At 72.3% G+C, this 19,219-nt stretch carries 15 protein-coding genes; 2 read left to right on the forward strand and 13 right to left on the reverse strand.

What is annotated here, in order from left to right:
* Positions 1 to 103: 103 nt before the first annotated feature.
* Positions 104 to 1,015: a MarR family winged helix-turn-helix transcriptional regulator gene (locus TBIS_RS10070; RefSeq protein WP_013132278.1), complete on the reverse strand. Its 912-nt coding sequence runs from the start codon at positions 1,013 to 1,015 to the stop codon at positions 104 to 106.
* Positions 1,016 to 1,145: 130 nt separating this feature from the next.
* On the opposite strand from TBIS_RS10070, the gene TBIS_RS10075 reads away from it, so the two are divergent.
* Positions 1,146 to 1,796: a hemerythrin domain-containing protein gene (locus TBIS_RS10075; protein WP_013132279.1), complete on the forward strand. Its 651-nt coding sequence runs from the start codon at positions 1,146 to 1,148 to the stop codon at positions 1,794 to 1,796.
* A gap of 268 nt (positions 1,797 to 2,064) precedes the next feature.
* On the forward strand, positions 2,065 to 5,277 hold the full coding sequence (locus TBIS_RS10080) for a penicillin acylase family protein (protein WP_013132280.1): 3,213 nt from the start codon (positions 2,065 to 2,067) through the stop codon (positions 5,275 to 5,277).
* 139 nt (positions 5,278 to 5,416) lie between these two features.
* On the opposite strand, the gene TBIS_RS10085 is transcribed toward TBIS_RS10080, so the two are convergent.
* From TBIS_RS10085 to alaS, 12 genes are all read right to left on the reverse strand, one after another.
* On the reverse strand, positions 5,417 to 7,996 hold the full coding sequence (locus TBIS_RS10085) for a phenylalanine--tRNA ligase subunit beta (RefSeq protein WP_013132281.1): 2,580 nt from the start codon (positions 7,994 to 7,996) through the stop codon (positions 5,417 to 5,419).
* Entirely contained in the window at positions 7,996 to 9,096 is a 1,101-nt protein-coding gene (gene pheS / locus TBIS_RS10090) for a phenylalanine--tRNA ligase subunit alpha (protein ID WP_013132282.1), read from the reverse strand. The genes TBIS_RS10085 and pheS overlap by 1 nt, the downstream gene beginning before the upstream one ends.
* A 116-nt stretch (positions 9,097 to 9,212) precedes the next feature.
* Positions 9,213 to 10,304: a sensor histidine kinase gene (locus tag TBIS_RS10095; protein ID WP_013132283.1), complete on the reverse strand. Its 1,092-nt coding sequence runs from the start codon at positions 10,302 to 10,304 to the stop codon at positions 9,213 to 9,215.
* Between the two features lie 65 nt (positions 10,305 to 10,369).
* Positions 10,370 to 11,203 carry a TrmH family RNA methyltransferase gene (locus TBIS_RS10100; RefSeq protein WP_013132284.1) on the reverse strand — a complete coding sequence of 278 codons (834 nt, stop codon included), beginning with the start codon at positions 11,201 to 11,203 and terminating at the stop codon, positions 10,370 to 10,372.
* Between the two features lie 68 nt (positions 11,204 to 11,271).
* Positions 11,272 to 11,661, reverse strand: coding sequence for a 50S ribosomal protein L20 (gene rplT, locus TBIS_RS10105; protein ID WP_013132285.1), 390 nt, complete (start codon positions 11,659 to 11,661; stop codon positions 11,272 to 11,274).
* Between the two features lie 18 nt (positions 11,662 to 11,679).
* Complete coding sequence (gene rpmI / locus TBIS_RS10110) at positions 11,680 to 11,874, reverse strand: 50S ribosomal protein L35 (RefSeq protein WP_013132286.1); 195 nt, start codon at positions 11,872 to 11,874, stop codon at positions 11,680 to 11,682.
* 162 nt (positions 11,875 to 12,036) lie between these two features.
* Positions 12,037 to 12,636, reverse strand: a complete 600-nt coding sequence (infC, locus tag TBIS_RS10115) for a translation initiation factor IF-3 (protein ID WP_013132287.1) — start codon at positions 12,634 to 12,636, stop codon at positions 12,037 to 12,039.
* A gap of 320 nt (positions 12,637 to 12,956) precedes the next feature.
* The gene (locus tag TBIS_RS10120; RefSeq protein ID WP_013132288.1) at positions 12,957 to 13,784 is read right to left on the reverse strand and encodes a shikimate dehydrogenase; all 828 of its coding nucleotides are present in this window, start codon (positions 13,782 to 13,784) and stop codon (positions 12,957 to 12,959) included.
* Positions 13,781 to 14,938, reverse strand: coding sequence for an endolytic transglycosylase MltG (mltG, locus tag TBIS_RS10125; protein WP_013132289.1), 1,158 nt, complete (start codon positions 14,936 to 14,938; stop codon positions 13,781 to 13,783). The genes TBIS_RS10120 and mltG (TBIS_RS10125) overlap by 4 nt, the downstream gene beginning before the upstream one ends.
* A gap of 69 nt (positions 14,939 to 15,007) precedes the next feature.
* Positions 15,008 to 16,036: an endolytic transglycosylase MltG gene (gene mltG / locus TBIS_RS10130; protein ID WP_013132290.1), complete on the reverse strand. Its 1,029-nt coding sequence runs from the start codon at positions 16,034 to 16,036 to the stop codon at positions 15,008 to 15,010.
* On the reverse strand, positions 16,033 to 16,524 hold the full coding sequence (gene ruvX / locus TBIS_RS10135) for a Holliday junction resolvase RuvX (protein ID WP_013132291.1): 492 nt from the start codon (positions 16,522 to 16,524) through the stop codon (positions 16,033 to 16,035). Before ruvX ends, mltG (TBIS_RS10130) begins: the two co-directional genes overlap by 4 nt.
* Before the next feature lie 25 nt (positions 16,525 to 16,549).
* A complete protein-coding gene (alaS, locus tag TBIS_RS10140) occupies positions 16,550 to 19,219 on the reverse strand; it encodes an alanine--tRNA ligase (RefSeq protein ID WP_013132292.1) in 2,670 nt (889 codons plus the stop codon).

Genomic DNA, 19,219 nt, shown 5'->3' on the forward strand with positions numbered 1-19,219 from the left:
CGGCCGTGGATCCGGCCGGCCGCGCCCGAACCTCGGCCCGGTCAGGGAGCGCGCGGACCGGGCCCCGGAGCCGGCCGGTGCGCGGGCCGGCCCGGGGCGCGGGTCAGGCCGCCGGCGCGCCCTCCTCCCGGGGCAGCAGCCGGAGCAGCAGGGCGCGCAGTTCCGCCTCGCCCTCCGCGCCGAGCGCGTCCACCACCATGCCCCGCAGCCGTTCCACCGCCTCCCGCACCCGGGTGAGCCGCTCCCGGCCGAGCTCGGTGAGCTCCAGCGCGTACCGCCGCCGGTCGTCCGCGTCCTGGCCGCGCGCCACGAGCCCGGCCCGGACCAGCTCGTCGACCACCTCGGCCGCGGCCGGTTCCGTGATCGCGAGGTGCCGGGCGAGCCGCTGCTGCGGGCACGGGCCCAGCCGCTCGAGGGCCGAGAGCGGGCCGTAGTGCCGGATCCGCAGGCCCACGTCGGAGAGCATCGCGTCGCCGACCCGCCGCATCCGCAGGTGCGCCTGGGCGACCAGGTACTCGACGCTCCGGATGGCCGGCCGCTCCGGCTCCTGCAGCAGCCGGCTCAGCAGCTCGGCGAGGCGCCGCCGTTCCCCTGGTGTGAGCGCGGCCGTGAGCCGGGCGTCCCGTTCGGCGACCGCCTCGCGCATCCCGGCGAGCGCGGCACGGCCGGCCTCGGTGAGCGACAGCACGTGAGAGCGGCGGTTGGCCGGGTTGCGCATCCGCCGCACCAGGCCGGCCTCCTCCAGCCGGTCGATGAGCCGGACCATGATCGTCCGGTTGATGCCGAGCCGTTCCGCGAGGTCCCGCTGGGAGCGCGCGTCGTGCTCCGCGAGCGCGTCGAGCACGACGAACTCCCGCGCGGGCGGCCCTTCCGGGGCCTTCTCGGCGCTGAACCGCGCGTACACCCGGCGCAGCAGGTAGCCGGGGTACGCGCGCAGCTCCTCGGGCGGGGCCGCGTCGAGCACCTCGGCCGACCGCTCACGGCACCCCTCGTCCTCGTCCTCCCGCCGCCGCACCGGCCCACCTCCGAGCGCTCAGCGTAGCAAGCGGAGATGGTTAGGCGAGTAATCAGTTGGAATGTTGACACTTAAGCAAGTTGACAATAGCCTCGGAGGCCCGCGAAGCAGGACGGAAGCGAGGAACACCATGGGAAACCGGCCCCACCGGCTCGACATGACGATGATGTACGCGGTGCACGACGCGCTCCGGCGGGAGGCGGAGCACATCGCCCGGCTCAGCGCGCGGGCGGGCGACGACCCGTGGCGGGTGCTGCGCACGGCCGCCGGCTGGGAGATGTTCAAGGCGTACCTGCGGGTGCACCACACCACCGAGGACGACGTGCTCTGGCCGGCGATGCACGAGGCCCTCACCGAGCGGCCGGACGGCCTCGCCCTGCTCGAGGTGATGGAGGCCGAGCACGCCGCCATCGACCCCCTGCTCCGGGGCATCGACGCGGCGCTCGCCGACCGCGACCGCGGGCCCGAGCTGCTCGGCGGGCTCACCGACGCGCTCGCCACCCTGCTCCACCGGCACCTCAAGCACGAGGAGGACGAGGCGCTGCCGCTGATCGACGCCACCCTCACCGAGGGGCACTGGCGGCGCTTCGGCGACGAGCACCGGACCCGGATCGGCGCGGACGCCCGCCGCTACCTCCCCTGGGTCCTCGACGGCGCGAGCCCGGAGCGCGTGGCGGCCGTCCTCGGCCGGCTGCCGGAGGAGCTGCGCGCCGCCTACGCGGACGAGTGGCGGCCCGCCTACGCCCGGCTCGACCGCTGGGGCGCCGGGGTCTCCGCCTGAGGCCGCCTCCCCTGACCCGGCCGGGCAGGCGCGCGGGCGGCCGGAACGCTCCGGCCGCGGCCCGGACCGGCCGGCCCGGCCGCACACCGCTCCCGGTGCCCCGCAACGTGGCCCGCCGCGCTCACTGATCGACGACCGCGCGGCTCACCCATTGATCAACTGGCGGGCAGGGCGTATCGTCCGAAGTTGAGTGCAGCTCATGTTACGCGCGTGACATGTCCTCATCTCTCCCCCTGCACCCTCCGTTATCGCGAAGGGACGTTCTCCCATGCACGCGCGTCTTCGACGGCTGGTCACCGCCGTCGCGCTGCTGGGTCTCGCCTGCGCCGGGCTCCCGGCGCAGGCGGCCTCGGCGGCGCCTGCGGCGGTGGAGACCACGGCGGACACCTCGTACTATCCGCCGGACGACTTCTGCCTCGGGGTGTGCTTCGACATCCTGCCCCCGGGCCAGAACGGCAACGCCACCCTGGTCGACATCCTCGGCAACCAGACCCTCGGCACCTACCCGCGGCACAGCAGGGACCAGCTCGACCGGTACGCGAGCCTGATCTCCGGATACACCGGGCTCACCGAGGAGCAGGTCGCCAAGTTCTTCAACGACGCCAGCTTCGGCGTGCCCCCGGGGCAGGTCGAGAGCACCACCCGGCCGCGCTCCGACGTCACGATCGTCCGGGACAAGGAGACCGGGGTGCCGCACATCACCGGGACCACCCGGGAGGGCACCATGTTCGGCGCCGGGTACGCGGGAGCCCAGGACCGCCTCTGGCTCATGGACGTGCTCCGGCACCTCGGCCGGGGTGAGCTCACCTCGTTCGTCGGCGGCGCTCCCGGCAACCGGGCGCTGGAGCAGAGCGTGTGGCGCAACTCCCCCTACACGGAGGAGGACCTCGAGGCGCAGATCGAGCGGCTCAGGAACTCCGGCCCGCGCGGCGCCCAGCTCTACTCCGACGTGCAGAACTACGTCGCCGGGATCAACGCGTACATCGACCACTGCATGGCCCACCGCAACTGCCCCGGCGAGTACGTGCTCACCGGGCACCTGGACGCGATCACCAACAAGGGCGGCCCGAAGAAGTTCAAGCCGGCCGACCTCATCGCGATCGCCGGCGTGATCGGCGGGCTGTTCGGCGGCGGTGGCGGCGCGGAGATGCAGTCCGCCCTCGTCCGGGTGGCCGCCCGCGCCAAGTACGGCACCGCCGAGGGCGACCGGGTGTGGGAGGCCTTCCGCTCGCAGAACGACCCGGAGACCGTGCTCACCCTGCACGACGGGCAGAGCTTCCCGTTCGGCCAGGCCCCGGCCGGGGCCACCGGGGTCGTGCTGCCCGACCCCGGAACGGCGCGGCCGGTCGACGTCACCGAGAACGAGGAGGGCTCGGCCCGGACCATGGAGGCCGCAGGGGCGGACCCGCTCGCCGGCCTCACCGTGGAGCCCAACCGGCCCGGCATGTCGAACGCGGTCGTGGTATCGGCCGCCAAGTCGGCCACCGGCCACCCGATCGCGGTCTTCGGGCCGCAGACCGGGTACTTCGCGCCGCAGCTCCTCATGCTCCAGGAGCTGTCCGGGCCGGGGATCCGGGCCCGCGGGGCCGCGTTCGCCGGGCTCAGCTTCTACGTGCTGCTCGGCCGCAGCACCGACTACGCGTGGAGCGCCACCTCGGCGACGGTGGACATCACCGACACCTACGCGGTCACCCTCTGTGAGCCGGGCGGCGGCACGCCGACGCTCTCGTCCGACCACTACCTGTACCGCGGCCAGTGCATCCCCATGGAGACGCTGCGGAAGCGGAACTCCTGGAAGCCCAACACGGCCGACCCCACGCCCGCCGGGTCGTACGACCTGGTGATCAAGCGCACCAAGTACGGCCTGGTGACCTGGCGGGGCATGGTCAACGGGGTGCCGACCGCGTTCACCACCCTCCGCTCGACCTACCTCCACGAGGCCGACTCGGCGATCGGCTTCCAGATGTTCAACGACCCCGACGAGATGGGGTCGGCGAGCGGCTTCATGAACGCCGCCTCCAAGATCGGATTCGCGTTCAACTGGTTCTACGTGAACTCCCGCGAGGCGGCGTACTTCACCTCGGCGGACATCCCGGTGCGCTCCCCGGTCTCGGACCCGAACCTGCCGATGGTGGCCGACGAGGCGCACGAGTGGGAGGGGTTCGACCCGGAGACCAACACCGCGACCTACCTCCCGGCGAGCGCCCACCCCCAGGCGGTGGACCAGGACTACTTCGTCAGCTGGAACAACAAGCAGGCGAAGGACTTCAGCGCCGCCGACGGCAACTTCAGCTTCGGCGCCGTCCACCGGGGCGACCTGCTCGACGCCCCGCTCCGGGACGCGCTCGCCCGGGGCCCGGTCGGCACCAGCGACGTGGTGAAGATCATGGCGGAGGCGGCGGTGACCGACCTGCGCGGCTGGAAGGTGCTCCCGCTGCTGCTCCGGGTGATCCAGAGCGCGCCGGTGACCGATCCGTCGCTCGCCTCGGCCGTGAGCAAGCTCTCCGCCTGGGCGCAGTCCGGGGCCAAGCGCGTGGAGACCTCGCCCGGCAGCAAGACCTACGCGCACGCCGACGCGATCCGGATCTTCGACGCCTGGTGGCCGAAGCTGGTGCGCGCCATGTTCCGGCCCGAGCTCGGCGACGAGCTCTACCAGGCGCTGGTCGACGCGCTCCAGATCAACGAGTCGCCCTCCGGCCACCAGCAGGGCGACGTGTCCGCGCTGCCCACGTCGGCCCAGGGCGGGCAGACGCACAAGGGCTCGGCGTTCCAGTTCGGCTGGTGGGGCTACGTGCACAAGGACCTGCGGTCCGTGCTCGGGGACCCGGTGGAGGCGCCGCTGCCGCGCCGGTTCTGCGGGCAGACCGTGGCCGACTGCCGGACCGTGCTGCTGGACAGCCTCGCCCAGTCGGTGGCCGAGCCGGCCTCGGTCACCTACCCGGGCGACGACCGGTGCAAGGCCGGGGACCAGTGGTGCGCCGACGCGCTGCTGCAGGCACCGCTCGGCGGCATCAAGCACCCGCTGATCTCCTGGCAGAACCGGCCGACCTACCAGCAGGTCGTGTCGTTCCCGGCCCACCGGGGCGACGACATCGGCAACCTCGCCCTCGGCGGCACGGCCACCGCGTCGAGCCGGCAGAGCTCCACGTACGCCCCGGCCAAGGCGATCGACGGCGACCCGACGACCCGGTGGGCGAGCCACTGGACCGACAACCAGTACCTCCAGGTCGACCTCGGCTCGCCACAGGAGATCTCCCGGGTGATCCTGCGCTGGGAGACCGCGTACGGGAAGGCGTACCGGATCGAGACCTCCACCGACGGGTCGAACTGGACCACTGTCTACGCCACCCAGAACGGGGACGGCGGGGTGGACAACGTGACCTTCGCCCCGGTCACCGCGCGCTACGTGCGCATGCAGGGCGTCAAACGCGGCACCGTGTACGGCTACTCGCTCTACGAGCTGGAGGTGTACCGGCACTGAGAGATCGCTGAGCGGCGCCCTCCCGCGGCGCCCGCCCCACGTCGGACGCCACCGCACATGACGAGAGGCGGGTCCCGCCGATCCACGGCGGGACCCGCCTCGTCACGTCGTCAGATCCGGCCCGGCTCCGGGCGCGGGCTCAGGCGCCGCGCAGCCGCGCCCCGGTCCGCTCGGCGGCGAGGGCCACGGCCGCGTCCCGGGCCGCCGTGGTCTCCTCGACCGTGAGCGTCCGGTCGGGCGCCCGGAACCGCAGGGTGTAGGCGAGCGACTTATTGCCCTCCCCCACCTGCGGGCCGGTGTACACGTCGAACAGCCGGACGGACTCGAGCAGCTCGCCGGCGCCCTCACGGAGCGCCGCCTCCACCTCGGCGACCGGCGTGTCCGCCGGGACGACCAGCGCCACGTCCTGGGTGGCCACCGGGTAGGTGGAGATGGCGGGCGCCTGCACCGGCCCGGACGGGCGGAGCAGCGACAGCTCCAGCTCCATGGCGGCGGTCCGCGGCGGCAGGCCGAACGCCTCCACGACCCGCGGGTGCAGCTCGCCGGCGTGGCCGACCACCACCGGCTCGCCGGAGGCCTCCCCGGCGACGCTGAGCTCGGCGCAGCGGCCCGGGTGCCACGGCGCGTGCTCCACGGCGCGCACCCGGAGCTCAACCCCGTACTCGCGGGCGACCACCCGGGCGGCCTGGATGGCGTCGGCCCAGGAGGCGCCGCGGCCCTGGCCCCACCACCCGGAGCGCTCGGCCTCCCCGGCGAGGACCACGGCCACCCGGAGCGGCTGCCGCGGCAGCGCGGCCTCGAGCCGGGCGAGCTCCTCGTCCGTCGGCCGGCGATCGACCGCGAGCACCGGCGCGATCTCGGGAGCGCCCTCCTGCGGCAGGAAGACCCGGCCGATCTCGAAGAGCGCCACGTCGGAGAAGCCGCGGCCCACGTTGCGCGCGAGCGTGCGCAGCAGCCCGGGCAGCAGCGTGGTCCGCATGAACGGCTCGTCCTCGCTGAGCGGGTTGAGCAGCCGGGTCGCCCGGCGCCGCGGATCGTCCGCGGGCAGCATCAGCCCGTCGAAGTCCTTGAGGCCGACGAACGGGTAGGAGAGCACCTCCACGTACCCGGTGTACGCCAGCGCCCGGCCGACCCGGCGGAGCGCCCGCTGCTCCTCGGTGAGGCCCGCCCCGGCCGGCGCGGGCGGCAGGATCGAGGGCAGGTGCTCGTACCCCTCGAGCCGGATGACCTCCTCGGCGAGGTCGTTCGGGTCGGTCAGGTCGGGACGCCATGACGGCGGGGTCACGGTGATCATGTCGTCACCGCGCACCGCGAGCTTGTCCGCGAGATCGCCGGTGGAGACGGTCCCGGTCGCGGCGACGCCGTGCCCGGCCCGCGGCCCGGCGTCCTGGGCGGGCACGCCCTCGGTCACCGTGCAGCCGATCTGCTCCAGCCTGCGGATCACGGTCTCCCGGGGGTACGGCACGCCGGCCACCCGGCCGGGGTAGTCGGCCGGGATGCTGATCGTGACCGGGCTGACCTCGACCTCGGCGTGGGTCACCCCCGGGTCGATGGTGGCCCGGCCCAGCTCGGCGAGGAGCTGCACCGCCCGCCACGAGGCGACCAGCGGCAGCTCCCGGTCGACGCCCCGCTCGAACCGGCGGGAGGCCTCGCTCACCAGGCCGTGCCGGCGCGACATCCGGGCCACCCCGGTGGCGGAGAAGTGCGCCGCCTCGATGACGATGTCCGTGGAGGCGTCGGAGATCTCGGTGTGCAGGCCGCCCATGGTCCCGGCGAGGCCGATCGGGCCCGAGGAGTCCGTGATGAGGATGTCCTCCTCGTGGAGCTCGCGGACCACGTGGTCGAGGGTCTCCAGGGTCTCCCCGGGGCGGGCCCGCCGGACCACGATCTCCCCGTTGAGGCGGGAGCGGTCGAACGCGTGGAGCGGCTGGCCGAGCTCGAGCATGACGTAGTTGGTCACGTCGACGGCGAGCGAGATCGACCGCATGCCCGCGCGGAACAGCCGGATCCGCATCCACGGCGGGGTCTCGGCCGAGGTGTCGAGCCCGGAGACGGAGCGGAGCACGAACCGGTCGCAGGCGGTCGGGTCGGCGATCGACGCGGGCCACGACGAGCCGGAGGTCTCCGGCACCTCGATGGCGGCCGGGTCACGGAACGGCGCGTCGAACGCGATCGCCACCTCGCGCGCCACCCCGCGGATGGAGAGCGCGTACCCGCGGTCGGGGGTGACCTCCAGCTCCAGCACGTCGTCGCGGAGGCCGAGCAGCTCCACGACGTCGGCGCCGATCGGCGAGTCCGGCGGGAGGAGCATGATCCCCGGGGACTTCTCGGCGATGCCCAGCTCGGCCTCGGAGCAGATCATGCCGTCCGAGATCCGCCCGTACACCTTCCGGGAGCTGATCTCGAACCCCCCGGGCAGGATGGCCCCGGGCAGGGCGACCGGGACCACGGCGCCGACGCCGAAGTTGGTGGCGCCGCAGATGATCTCCCGGGGCGCGTCCTCCCCCACCTCGACCCGGCAGTACCGGATGGGCTTCTTGAAGCCGGTGAGCTCCTCGATGCCGACCACGCGCCCGACGACCACGTTCTTGATCTCGTGGCCGTGGGGGATGAGGGCCTCGACCTTGAAGCCTGCGGCGGTGAGCCTGTCGGCGATCTCGCGCGCGGTGACCGCGGGGAGGTCGACGTACTCCCGCAGCCAGGAAAGCGGGACCTTCATCAGACCTCCATTCCGAACGGCAGGGTGAACCGGATGTCGCCCTCGACCATGTCACGCATGTCCTCGGCGTTGTGGCGGAACATGAGGGTGCGCTCGATGCCCATGCCGAAGGCGAAGCCGGAGTAGACGGTGGGGTCCACGCCGCAGGCGATCAGCACCCGCGGGTTGACCATGCCGCAGCCGCCCCACTCGATCCACCCCTCCGACTTGCAGGTCCGGCACGGGGGATTGCCCGGCACGGCGGACGCGCCGCGGCAGACGAAGCAGCGCAGGTCCATCTCCGCGGACGGCTCGGTGAACGGGAAGTAGTTGGGCCGGAACCGGGTGTCGATCCCCGGGCCGAACATGACCTCGGCGAACCGGTCGAGCGTGCCCTTCAGGTGCGCCATGGTCAGGCCCTTGTCGACCGCGAGCCCTTCGACCTGGTGGAAGACCGGGGAGTGGGTCGCGTCCAGCTCGTCGGTCCGGAAGACCTTGCCCGGCGACACCACGTACACGGGCAGCGGGCGGGACAGCAGCGCGCGGATCTGCACCGGCGAGGTCTGGGTGCGCAGCACCTTGCCGGTGTGCGGGCCCTCGACGAAGAACGTGTCGTGCTCGGAGCGGGCCGGGTGGTCGGGGGCGATGTTCAGCGCGTCGAAGTTGAACCACTCGCCTTCGAGCTCCGGCCCCTCGGCCACCTCGTAACCCATCGCGACGAACGCGTCGGCGATGCGCTCCTGTAGCGTGGTGAGCGGGTGCCGTGCGCCGAGCGGCGTCCGGTCCCAGGGCAGGGTGACGTCGACCGCCTCCTCGGCGAGCACCCGGGCGTCGCGCTCGGCCTCGAGCTCGGCCTGCCGCGCGGCGAGCGCCTCATTGATCGCCTTCCGCGCCGCGCCGATGCGCTTGCCCGCCTCCGCCCGTTCCCCGGGCGGGAGCGTGCCGATCCGGCGGTTGGCGAGGGCTATCGGAGAGCGGTCTCCGGCATGCGCGATCCGTACCTGCTTCAGCTCGTCAAGGTCGCGGGCCGCGGCGATGGCGGCGAGCGCTTCGGTCTGCGCCTGCGCCACCTCCTCCGGTGTCAGCGGCGTCACCGCGACCGGGTCATGGGTGTTCGACAAGGGAGAACTCCGTATCCAGGGCTGGCGAGCGCAGTGGCGCTCGGCGGGGTCGAGTCTAATGCGATCAGCCCACCGGCCCGTCCTCCGTGCCCGGTGTCCGTGGCGCGCGCACCGGGTCACGAGCCGGGATTCCCGGTGGGCAGGATAAATCGGAACTCCGCCCCCCCACCTGGGGCGCGCTGCACACCGATCGTGCCGCCGTGGGCCTCGACGAGGCCCTTGACGATGAAGAGGCCGAGCCCGGTGCCGCCCCGCCGGCGCTTGTTGCCGCGCCAGAACTGCCGGAAGACGCGGTCCGCCAGCTCGGGGGCGATCCCCTCACCCTGGTCACGCACCGACACGGCGACTCCCGATTCGACAGGCTCGACCACTATGGTCACGGTACCGCGTCCGTGACGTACCGCGTTCTCGACCAGGTTGGCGAGAATTTGGTCGATCTTGTCTTGGTCGAGCCAGGTCTCCGGCAGCTCACCGCGGACCTCCAGGCGGTACCGGTCCTCGGGCTCGCCCGCGGCCACCCGGCCGGCGATGATCCGGCGGGCGCGCGCGGGGATGTCGACGATCTGCCGGTGGATCTCCAGCCGGCCGGACTCGATCCGCGAGACGTCGAGCAGCTCCGTGATCAGGCGGGTGACCCGGTCGGCGTCCGCGTTCACCGTCTCCAGCATGACGAGCTTCTGCGCGTCGGTGAACCGGTCCCACTTGGCGAGCAGCGTCGCGGTGAAGCCCTTCACGCTGGTCAGCGGGGACCTGAGCTCATGGGCGACCGTGGAGACCAGGTCCGCGCGGCTGCGCTCGGCCCGGGAGCGCGCCGACGCGTCCCGCAGCGTGATCACCACGCGGATCACCCGGCCGCCGCGCGCCGGCCTGCGGATGAACCGGGCGGCGACGAACAGGTCATGGCGGCCCGGCAGGTGCAGCAGGCGCTCCGGCTGGCGTGAGCGGGTGGGCAGGCCGCCGTGCGGGTCGAGCAGCTTCCACCAGTCGCGCCCATCGGCGTCCCGCAGCGGGAGGACGTCGGTGACGTGCCGCCCGATCGCGGCCGGCCGGGCCACCCCGGTGAGCCGTTCGGCCGCCAGGTTCATCTGGAGCACGACGCCGTCGCCGTCCACCACCACGAGCCCGTCGGGAAGCTCGTCCACGCCGATGAACGCACTCCCGCCGACCCCTGCTCCCGACGTGCCGCCGGGGGTGCCATCACCTCGCACGAGACCGCCTCCTCGACCGTCGGATAAGGGCGACAATAGCGGGTTTCCTGCGATCGTCAGCAGTCTCAGCCCAGCGAGGTGGAGGGATCTTCCACGGGGTGGAGGCTCCGCCGCTGCGCGCGGGCCGAGGCGTACAGGCAGACCGCCGCCGCGGTGGCGAGGTTGAGGCTCTCGGCCCGCCCGTAGATCGGGACCCGCACCACCTCGTCCGCCAGCTCGAGCAGCTCGGGCGGCAGCCCCCACGCCTCGTTGCCGAAGACCCACGCGGTGGGCCGGCTCAGGTCGACCTCGTCGAGCGTCCGGGCGCCCGACGCGTCCGCGGCGAGGATCCGCAGCCCCGCCTCCCGGGCCTGCCGTACCGTCTCGGGGAACCGGGCGTTGATCGAGACGGGGAGGTGGAAGAGGCTGCCGGCGCTGGCCCGGACGCACTTGCCGTTGTACGGGTCGACGGAGGCGTCGGTGAACACCACGGCGTCCGCCCCCGCGGCGTCGGCGGTGCGCAGGACCGTGCCCGCGTTGCCCGGGTCCCGGACGTGGGCGAGGACGGCCACCAGCCGGGCGCCGGGGCGCACCGCCTCCTCCAGCGGGACGTGGACGAACCGGCAGACCGCGACCAGGCCCTGGGGCGTGACGGTCTGGGTCAGCTCGGCCATGACCTCACCGCTCGTGCGGTGCACGGGGACGCCGGCGTCACGCGCCGCCGCCACGATGTCCGGGTGGCGGGCCTCCGCCTCGGTGGTCGCGTACAGCTCGACCGTGACCCCTGGCGTCCGCAGGGCCTCGCGGATGGCCTGCGGCCCCTCGGCGAGGAACGCGCGATCCCGGTCCCGGAAGGCACGCTTGGTGAGCCGGCGGACCGCCTTGACGCGTGGCGACTTGACGTTGGTGATCTCGGCCATGCCTTCCCATCCCGGAACGTGATGAGGGCCCACCGGACGGTGCACGGCGGGCCCTCATCCCTGAAGCGCTACGCGACCGAGGCGGCCGGTGCGTTGACGTCGGACGGCAGCGCCTTCTTGGCGGACTCGACCAGGGTGGCGAACGTCTTCGCGTCGTTCACCGCGAGATCGGCGAGGATCTTGCGGTCCACCTCGATGCCGGCGAGGCGCAGGCCCTGGATGAACCGGTTGTAGGTCATGCCGTTGGCCCGGGCCGCAGCGTTGATGCGCTGGATCCACAGACGCCGGAACGCGCCCTTCCTGTCCTTGCGATCCCGGTACGCGTAGGTCATCGAGTGGAGCACCTGCTCCTTGGCCTTGCGGTACAGGCGCGACCGCTGGCCTCGGTAGCCGCTCGCCTGCTCGAGGATGACCCTGCGCTTCTTCTTGGCGTTGAGCGCCCGCTTGACGCGTGTCATGATGATCTATCCCCTCGATTACTTCGCGAGCAGCTTCCTGACCTTCTTGGTGTCGGCGGCGGACACGACCACCACACCCTGGAGACGGCGCGTACGGGTCGACGGCTTGTGCTCGAACAGGTGCTGCCGGTTGGCACGGCGGCGAATGATCTTGCCGGAACCGGTGAGCCGGAACCGCTTCTTCGCACCGCTGTGCGTCTTCATCTTCGGCATCTCAGCCGTCTCTCCCTTTCGTCCGTGCCGGCGGACAGGGGTTTCCCCACGCCGACGTGTCTGACTCCGCGAGACCGTCGTCCCGGTCTCGGCTTACCGATTCGTGTTCCGATCCGTGATCGGTCGGCGGTCCGGAGTGCCGTGCCGGTGCTCAGACGGAACTCACCGCGGCCGTGCGGCGGACTCCGCCGCCTTCTGGCCCGCCCCGCGCTGTGCCCTGGCCGCCAGCTTCTCGGCCCTCGCCTCGGCCTTCTTCTTATGCGGCCCGATCACCATGATCATGTTGCGGCCGTCCTGCTTGGGCTGGGACTCGACGTAGCCCAGCTCGGCGACGTCCTCGGCGAGGCGCTGCAGCAGCCGGTAGCCCAGTTCGGGCCGGGACTGCTCACGCCCGCGGAACATGATCGTGACCTTGACCTTGTCGCCCCCGCGGAGGAAGCGCTCGACGTGACCCTTCTTCGTCTCGTAGTCGTGCGGGTCGATCTTCGGCCGGAGCTTGATCTCCTTGACGACCGTCTGCGCCTGGTTGCGACGGGCCTCCCGCGCCTTCATCGCGGACTCGTACTTCCACTTGCCGTAGTCCATGAGCTTGCAGACGGGCGGGCGCGCCGTCGCGGCCACCTCGACCAGGTCGAGGTCGGCCTCCTGCGCCAGTCTCAGCGCATCGGCGATCGGAACGATCCCGACCTGTTCGCCGTTCGGACCGACCAGGCGAACCTCAGGCACGCGGATCCGTTCGTTGATGCGGGGCTCGGTGCTGATGGGACCTCCAAGTGTCTGTCGTTACCGTCTGTTCCGCCTAGTGCTCGACCGTGTGGGGAAAAACCAAAAACCCCGCACGGTACGCATGCGGGGTCACTGAGCTCTCCTGCCGAAAACTCTGGTGTTCCGTGACCCGTCCACCTTCCGGTGGACCAGGTGGGAGGCGGACCTCCGCTTGCGTATACCGGCTGGCATACCAGACCGATCGAGCACTCACCATACCACAAACCTGAAGGAACGCCCAGGTATTCCCTGGGCCCACCGGACCCGGCGCGGCACGCGACCTCTTCGCCGGGCCCGGTCCCTCCCCGGCCGGGCGCTCAGGCCGACCGCCGGGCCAGCTCGGCCTCGCCGGCGGCCCGCATCGCCTCGACCGGCACGTCCGTCCGGCCGGTCATCAGCTCCACCTGCCGGACCGCCTGGTGGAGCAGCATGGCGAAGCCGCCCACCACGGTCCGGCCCGCCTCCTGCACGGCCCGCGCCAGCGGGGTCGGCCAGGGCGCGTAGACCACGTCGAAGAGCGCGCCCTTCTCCGGCATCGCCGCGGCGAGCCGGTCGGCCAGGTGGTCGGCCGCGCCCGGCGGCAGCGTGGAGACCAGCAGATCCCCCACGTCGAACCGGTCGTACCCGCGGACCGTCACCGCGACGCCGAGCCGCTCGGCCGCGCGCAGCGTCTCCGCGGCCCGCGCCGGGCTCCGCACCACCACGGTCACCTCGGAGAGCCCGAGCTCGCGGAGCGCGGCGATCGCCGAGGCCGCCGTGGCCCCGCCGCCGAGGATCGTGGCGGCCGACGGCGTGCCGACCCCGGCCTCGGTGAGCGCCTGGACGATGCCGTAGACGTCGGTGTTGTCCCCGTGGCGCCGGCCGTCCCGGAACACCACGGTGTTCGCGCCGCCCACCGCGGCGGCGAGGTCGGAGACCGTGTCGAGCAGGGGCAGCACCGCGCGCTTGAGCGGCATGGTGAGGGACAGGCCCGCCCACTCCGGGCCCAGCCCGTCGAGGAGGGCGGGGAGGTCCTCCTCGCGGCACTCGATCGCGTCGTACCGCCACCCCTCCAGGCCGAGCACCTGGTACGCGGTGCGGTGCAGCACCGGGGAGAGCGAGTGGGCGATCGGGGAGCCGAGCACCGCCGCCCGGCGGCCGGTCACCCGCGGTTCCGGTTGAACTCCTCGCGAAGCTTCCAAAACTCCGACTCCTTGTCGGTGAACTTGGTGATGCCGCGCTTCGGGTCCACGGTCACGAACCACAGCCAGTTGCCGTCGGCGGGATTGAGCGCGGCCTCGATCGCGTGGTCGCCGGGGTTGCAGATCGGGCCCGGGGGCAGGCCGTACCGCCGGTAGGTGTTGTACGGGCTGTCGCTTTTGAGGTCCTCGTTGGTGGCGGCGATGCCGTACTTGCCGAGCCCGTACATGAGGGTGCTGTCCATCTCCAGCTTCATCGGCGGGTTCCGGCTCAGCCGGTTGTAGATCACCCGGGCGACCTTCGGCATGTCCTCGAGCCGTCCGGACTCGGCCTGGACGATGCTCGCGATGATCATTATCTGCCGGGGCGTGTAGCCGAGCTCCTTGGCCCGCCGCTCGAGATCGAGGCGCTCCGCGGTCTGCACGAACCGCTCGACCATCCGGGAGAGGATCGTCTTGGGGGTGTCCTTGGGGCTGATGTCATAGGTCGCCGGGAAGGCGAAGCCCTCGAGCCGGCCCTTGGCGTACGACGGGAGGCCGATGTCCTCCTTGGCCGCCTTCTGGAACTCCTCGACCGGCCTGCCGGTGGCCGTGGAGAGCTCGGTGAAGATCTTGCTCAGCCGCAGCCCTTCCCGGATGGTGACCCGGTTGACCACCTTGTTGCCCGGGTCGAGCATCGCTTTGAGGGCCGCCTCGGCCGACATGCCCTTGCGCAGCGTGTACACGCCGGGCTGGAGCGAGGAGGTCTTGCCCGCGGCGCCGATCACGTTGAGGAACGTCCGGGCGCTCGCCACGACGCCCTCCTTCTCCAGGAGCTGCGCGACGTCGGTCGCGGTCGCCCCTTCCTTGACCTCGACCTCCACCTCGCCATGCCCCTCGCCGGTGAAGTCCTTGGGGGTCAGCACCTCGCGCGCCACGTTGACGCCGTAGTACACGCCACCGCCGAGGACGCCGACGATGACGAGCATGGCGAAGACGGTCGCGATGTACCCCTTCCGGCGCTGCCGCCTGCGCCGCTTGCGGCTCCGGCGCTGCTGTACCCGGCTCCCGGGGGGACGACGCCGGGACGGGCGTTCGTCCTCCGCATCCCCGAGGAGGAAGTCCAAGTCAACGTCGTTCATAGTGCGCTGGTCCATCTCCCGGTACGGCCGTCCCAGCGCCCGAGCCAGGCCGAGCCGGGCGATCCATACCTAGTTACCTCTGAGATACCGGTTCAGCTCTTCCCGATATTTCCGGAATTCCGTCTCCTTGTCAGTAAATTTGGTGATTTTCCGTTCAGGGTCCGTGGTGACGAACCAGTACCAGTCGCCATCGGCCGGATGGAGCATCGCCTCGAGGGCGCGCTCCCCTGGATTGCAGATCGGCCCGGGCGGCAGACCGGGGTGAAGGTACGTGTTGTACGGCGAAGCGACCTTGGTGTCCTGTTCGGAGACCTTGAGGGTGTGCCGGCCCAGCGCGTAGTTGACCGTGCTGTCCATCTCCAGCTTCGCGCCGCGGCCGAGGCGATTGTAGATGACCCTCGCGATCTTGGGAAAGTCCGGGTCACGGCCGCCCTCGGCCTGCACGATGCTCGCCGCGGTCACCACCTCGAAGGGGGTGAGGCCGTGCCGTCCGGCCAGCTCCGTGAGCCGGAGCCGCTCCGCCGTCCGCTTGAACTCGGCCACCATCCGCCGGAGCAGCTCCCGGGCCGGCATGGCGGGCTCCAGCTCGTACGTCGCCGGGAAGAGGAACCCCTCCACCGTGCCCTTGGCGTACCCGGGCAGGCCGAGGGCATCCGGCCTGGCCACCGCGTCGGTGAACTCCCGCAGCGGCAGGCCGGTCGCCGACGCCAGCAGCGTGAGCACCTCGGAGAGCCGCTTCCCCTCCGGCACGGTGACCGTGCGCACCACCCGGGATGCCGGGGAGAGCATGAGATCGAGGGCCGACGCGGCCGCCATCTCCCGCCGCATGCGGTACCAGCCGGGCTGCAGGCTGCCTTCCTTCGACCGGGCCACCACCTCGGCCACGAACGCCTCGGTGCTGCCGACCACCCCCGCCTTCGCGAGGATCTCCCCGATCTCCTGCGCGCTCGCGCCCCGGCGGACCTCGACCACGACCGTGCCGTGGCCCGGGCCCCGGTAGTCCCGGACCTCCGGGGCGTCCCGCCGGAGCGCCTGCACGCCGAACACGGCGGCGGCGACGACCGTCACCCCGCCGGCGATCAGAGCCGGCCGCCTCACGCCCCGGTCCCGCCGTTCGGCTCCGCGCGCCCCTCCGGCACGTCGAGGCACTCCCCGGGAGGACGGCCGGTGGCCCGCTCACCGTCGAGCGCGGCCTGGAGCAGCTCGACGGCGGCCGCCTGGTCGATGATGTCGCGCTGCTGCCGCGCCCGGATGCCGCTCGACCGCAACCGCCGCTGGGCGGTGACCGTGGTGAGCCGCTCGTCGACCAAGCGGACCGGGATCGGGGCGAGGCGGGCGGCGAGCCGGGCGGCGTACTCCCGCGCCGCCTTGGCCGCGTGGCTCTCCCGGCCGGAGAGCGAGGTGGGGAGGCCGACGACCACCTCGATCGCCTCGTGCTCGGCGGCGATCTCGGCGATCCGGTCGAGGTCGTCCCGGCCGCGCCGTACCGTCTCGACCGGTACGGCGAGCACACCGGAGGGGTCGCTGCGGGCCACGCCGATCCGGACGGAGCCCACGTCGACCCCGATCCTCACCCCGCTCCGCATCGCACGGTCCCCGGAGGGCGGGCGGTCAGGACTGCGCGGAGGCGACGGCCGCCTCCACCGCGCGGAGGGCGTCCTCGATCGCCTCGGGGCGGGAACCGCCGCCCTGCGCCACGTCGTCCCTGCCGCCACCACCACCTCCCAGCGCCTTGGCGGCCACGCCGACGAGCTGCCCCGCCTTCACGCCCCGCTCGCGCGCGGCTTCGTTGGCCGCGACGACGACGACCGGACGGTTGGCCGGGACACCGGCGACAACGACCACGGCGGCGCGGTCGGCGGGGAACCGGCCACGTACGTCGAGAGCGAGTTTACGCAGGTCATCGGCGGTGGTGCCATCAGGCGCGCGGTGCGTGACCAGGGAGACGCCGTGCACGTCCCGCGCCCCGGCGGCGAGCTCGCCGGCGACGGCGAGCACCTGGGCCGACCGGAGCCGCTCGAGCTCCTTCTCCGCGGCGCGCAGCCGGCTGACGATGCCCTCGATCCGCTCGGGCAGCTCCTCGCGGCGGGCCTTGAGCTGCTCGCTGAGCTGGGAGACGAGCACGCTCTCCTTGGCGAGGAACCGGAAGGCGTCGAGGCCGACGAGGGCCTCCACCCGGCGGACGCCGGCGCCCACCGAGGACTCGCCGAGGATCTTGATGAGGCCGAGCTGGCCGGAGGTGGCCACGTGGGTGCCACCGCACAGCTCCCGGGAGTAGTCGCCGACCTCGACCACCCGGACCTCGTCGCCGTACTTCTCCCCGAACAGGGCGAGCGCGCCCATGGCGCGGGCCTCCGCCTGGCTGGTGTAGAACGCGCGCACCGGGAGGTCGTTGATGAGGACCGCGTTCACCTCGTCCTCCACGTCGCGCAGCACGCTCGGCGGCACCGCCCCGGCCGAGGTGAAGTCGAAGCGGAACCGGCCGGGCGAGTTCTCCGAGCCGGCCTGGGCCGCGGACTCGCCGAGCGCGTTGCGGAAGCCGCGGTGGACCATGTGGGTCGCGGTGTGGCTGCGGGAGATGGCGCGGCGCCGCTCCACGTCGATCTCGGCGTGCGCCTGGTCGCCGACGAGCACCTCACCGCTGCGCACCTTGCCCCGGTGCACGATCAGCCCGTCGATGGGCGACTGGACGTCGAGCACCTCGATCTCGGCGCCGCTCGTCCGGATCACGCCCTGGTCGGCGAGCTGCCCACCGCCCTCGGCGTAGAACGGGGTGCGGTCGAGCACGATCTCGAGCGAGGTGCCCTCCCCGGCCGCGGGGACGCTCACCCCGTTGACGATCAGGCCCACCACGGTGGCCTCGGCGGTCGTCCGGTCGTACCCGACGAAGTCGATCTTGCCGGCCTTCTCGAGGATGCCGCTGAAGACCGAGATGTCGGCGTGCCCGGTCTTCTTCGCCTTGGCGTCGGCCTTGGCCCGCTCCCGCTGCTCCTGCATGAGCCGGCGGAAGCCCTCCTCGTCGACCTTGAGCCCCTGCTCGGCCGCCATCTCCAGGGTCAGGTCGATCGGGAAGCCGTAGGTGTCGTGGAGCTGGAAGGCCTGCTCACCGCTGAGCACGGTGCCGCCCTTCCGCTTGGTCTCCGCGACCGCCGCGTCGAAGATCGCGGTTCCGGTGCGCAGCGTGCCGAGGAACGACGCCTCCTCGGCCTCGATGACCGTGTGGATCCGCGCCTCCTCGGTCTTGAGCTCGGGGTAGAGCCCGCTCATCGCCTCGATGGTGGTGGCGGTGAGCTCGCGCATGTAGCGCTCCTCCCCCGCGCCGAGCAGGCGGAGGTTGCGGATCGTCCGGCGGAGCATCCGGCGGAGCACGTAGCCGCGGCCCTCGTTCGACGGGAGCACGCCGTCGCCGACGAGCATCACGCCCGCCCGCATGTGGTCGGCCACCACGCGCAGGCAGATGTCCGAGCGCTCGTCCCGGCCGTACCTGGTCTCGGTGAGCTCGGCCGCCCGCTTGATGATCTTGGATGTGGTGTCGATCTCGTAGATGTTGTCGACGCCCTGCAGGATCGCGGCCATGCGCTCCAGGCCCATGCCGGTGTCGATGTTCTTCGCCGGCAGCGGGCCCGCCACGTCGAAGTCCGTCTTGCTGCGGACCGCGCTGAGCTGCTCCTGCATGAAGACGAGGTTCCAGACCTCGAGGTAGCGGTTCTCGTCGGCGATCGGCCCGCCCTCGCGGCCGTACTGCGGCCCGCGGTCGTAGTAGATCTCGGAGCAGGGCCCGCCGGGGCCCGGCACCCCCATGTGCCAGTAGTTGTCGGCCAGGCCGCGGCGCTGGATCCGCTCGGCCGGCACGCCGACCTTCCGCCAGATCTCCTGCGCCTCGTCGTCGTCGAGGTAGACGGTGACCCAGAGCCGGTCCTCAGGGAAGCCGAAGCCGCCCTCGGAGACGGGCCGGGTCAGCAGCTCCCAGGCGAAGGGGATCGCCCCCTCCTTGAAGTAGTCGCCGAAGGAGAAGTTGCCCAGCATCTGGAAGAAGCTGGCGTGCCTGGGCGTCTTGCCGACCTCGTCGATGTCGAGCGTGCGCACGCACTTCTGGAGGCTCGTGGCACGCCTGAACGGCGGCTTCTGCTGGCCGAGGAAGTACGGTTTGAACGGGACCATGCCCGCGTTGACCAGCAGCAGCGTCGGGTCCTCGGCGACCAGGCTGGCCGAGGGCACCACCGTGTGCCCGTTCTCTTCGAAGAAGCGCAGGAAGCGGCGGGCGATCTCTGCCGACTCCAT

Origin of the sequence: Thermobispora bispora DSM 43833, assembly GCF_000092645.1 — a bacterium.
GTDB lineage: Bacteria > Actinomycetota > Actinomycetes > Streptosporangiales > Streptosporangiaceae > Thermobispora > Thermobispora bispora.

What these genes read in the sequence shown, in the direction of transcription:
- ruvX (WP_013132291.1), bottom strand. Translation starts at nt 16,524, where the DNA reads ATGCGGAGCGGGGTGAGGATCGGGGTCGACGTGGGCTCCGTCCGGATC.
- TBIS_RS10085 (WP_013132281.1), bottom strand. Translation starts at nt 7,996, where the DNA reads ATGAAGGTCCCGCTTTCCTGGCTGCGGGAGTACGTCGACCTCCCCGCG.
- rplT (WP_013132285.1), bottom strand. Translation starts at nt 11,661, where the DNA reads ATGACACGCGTCAAGCGGGCGCTCAACGCCAAGAAGAAGCGCAGGGTC.
- alaS (WP_013132292.1), bottom strand. Translation starts at nt 19,219, where the DNA reads ATGGAGTCGGCAGAGATCGCCCGCCGCTTCCTGCGCTTCTTCGAAGAG.
- TBIS_RS10075 (WP_013132279.1), top strand. Translation starts at nt 1,146, where the DNA reads ATGGGAAACCGGCCCCACCGGCTCGACATGACGATGATGTACGCGGTG.
- TBIS_RS10100 (WP_013132284.1), bottom strand. Translation starts at nt 11,203, where the DNA reads ATGGCCGAGATCACCAACGTCAAGTCGCCACGCGTCAAGGCGGTCCGC.
- mltG (WP_013132289.1), bottom strand. Translation starts at nt 14,938, where the DNA reads ATGAACGACGTTGACTTGGACTTCCTCCTCGGGGATGCGGAGGACGAA.
- rpmI (WP_013132286.1), bottom strand. Translation starts at nt 11,874, where the DNA reads ATGCCGAAGATGAAGACGCACAGCGGTGCGAAGAAGCGGTTCCGGCTC.
- TBIS_RS10080 (WP_013132280.1), top strand. Translation starts at nt 2,065, where the DNA reads ATGCACGCGCGTCTTCGACGGCTGGTCACCGCCGTCGCGCTGCTGGGT.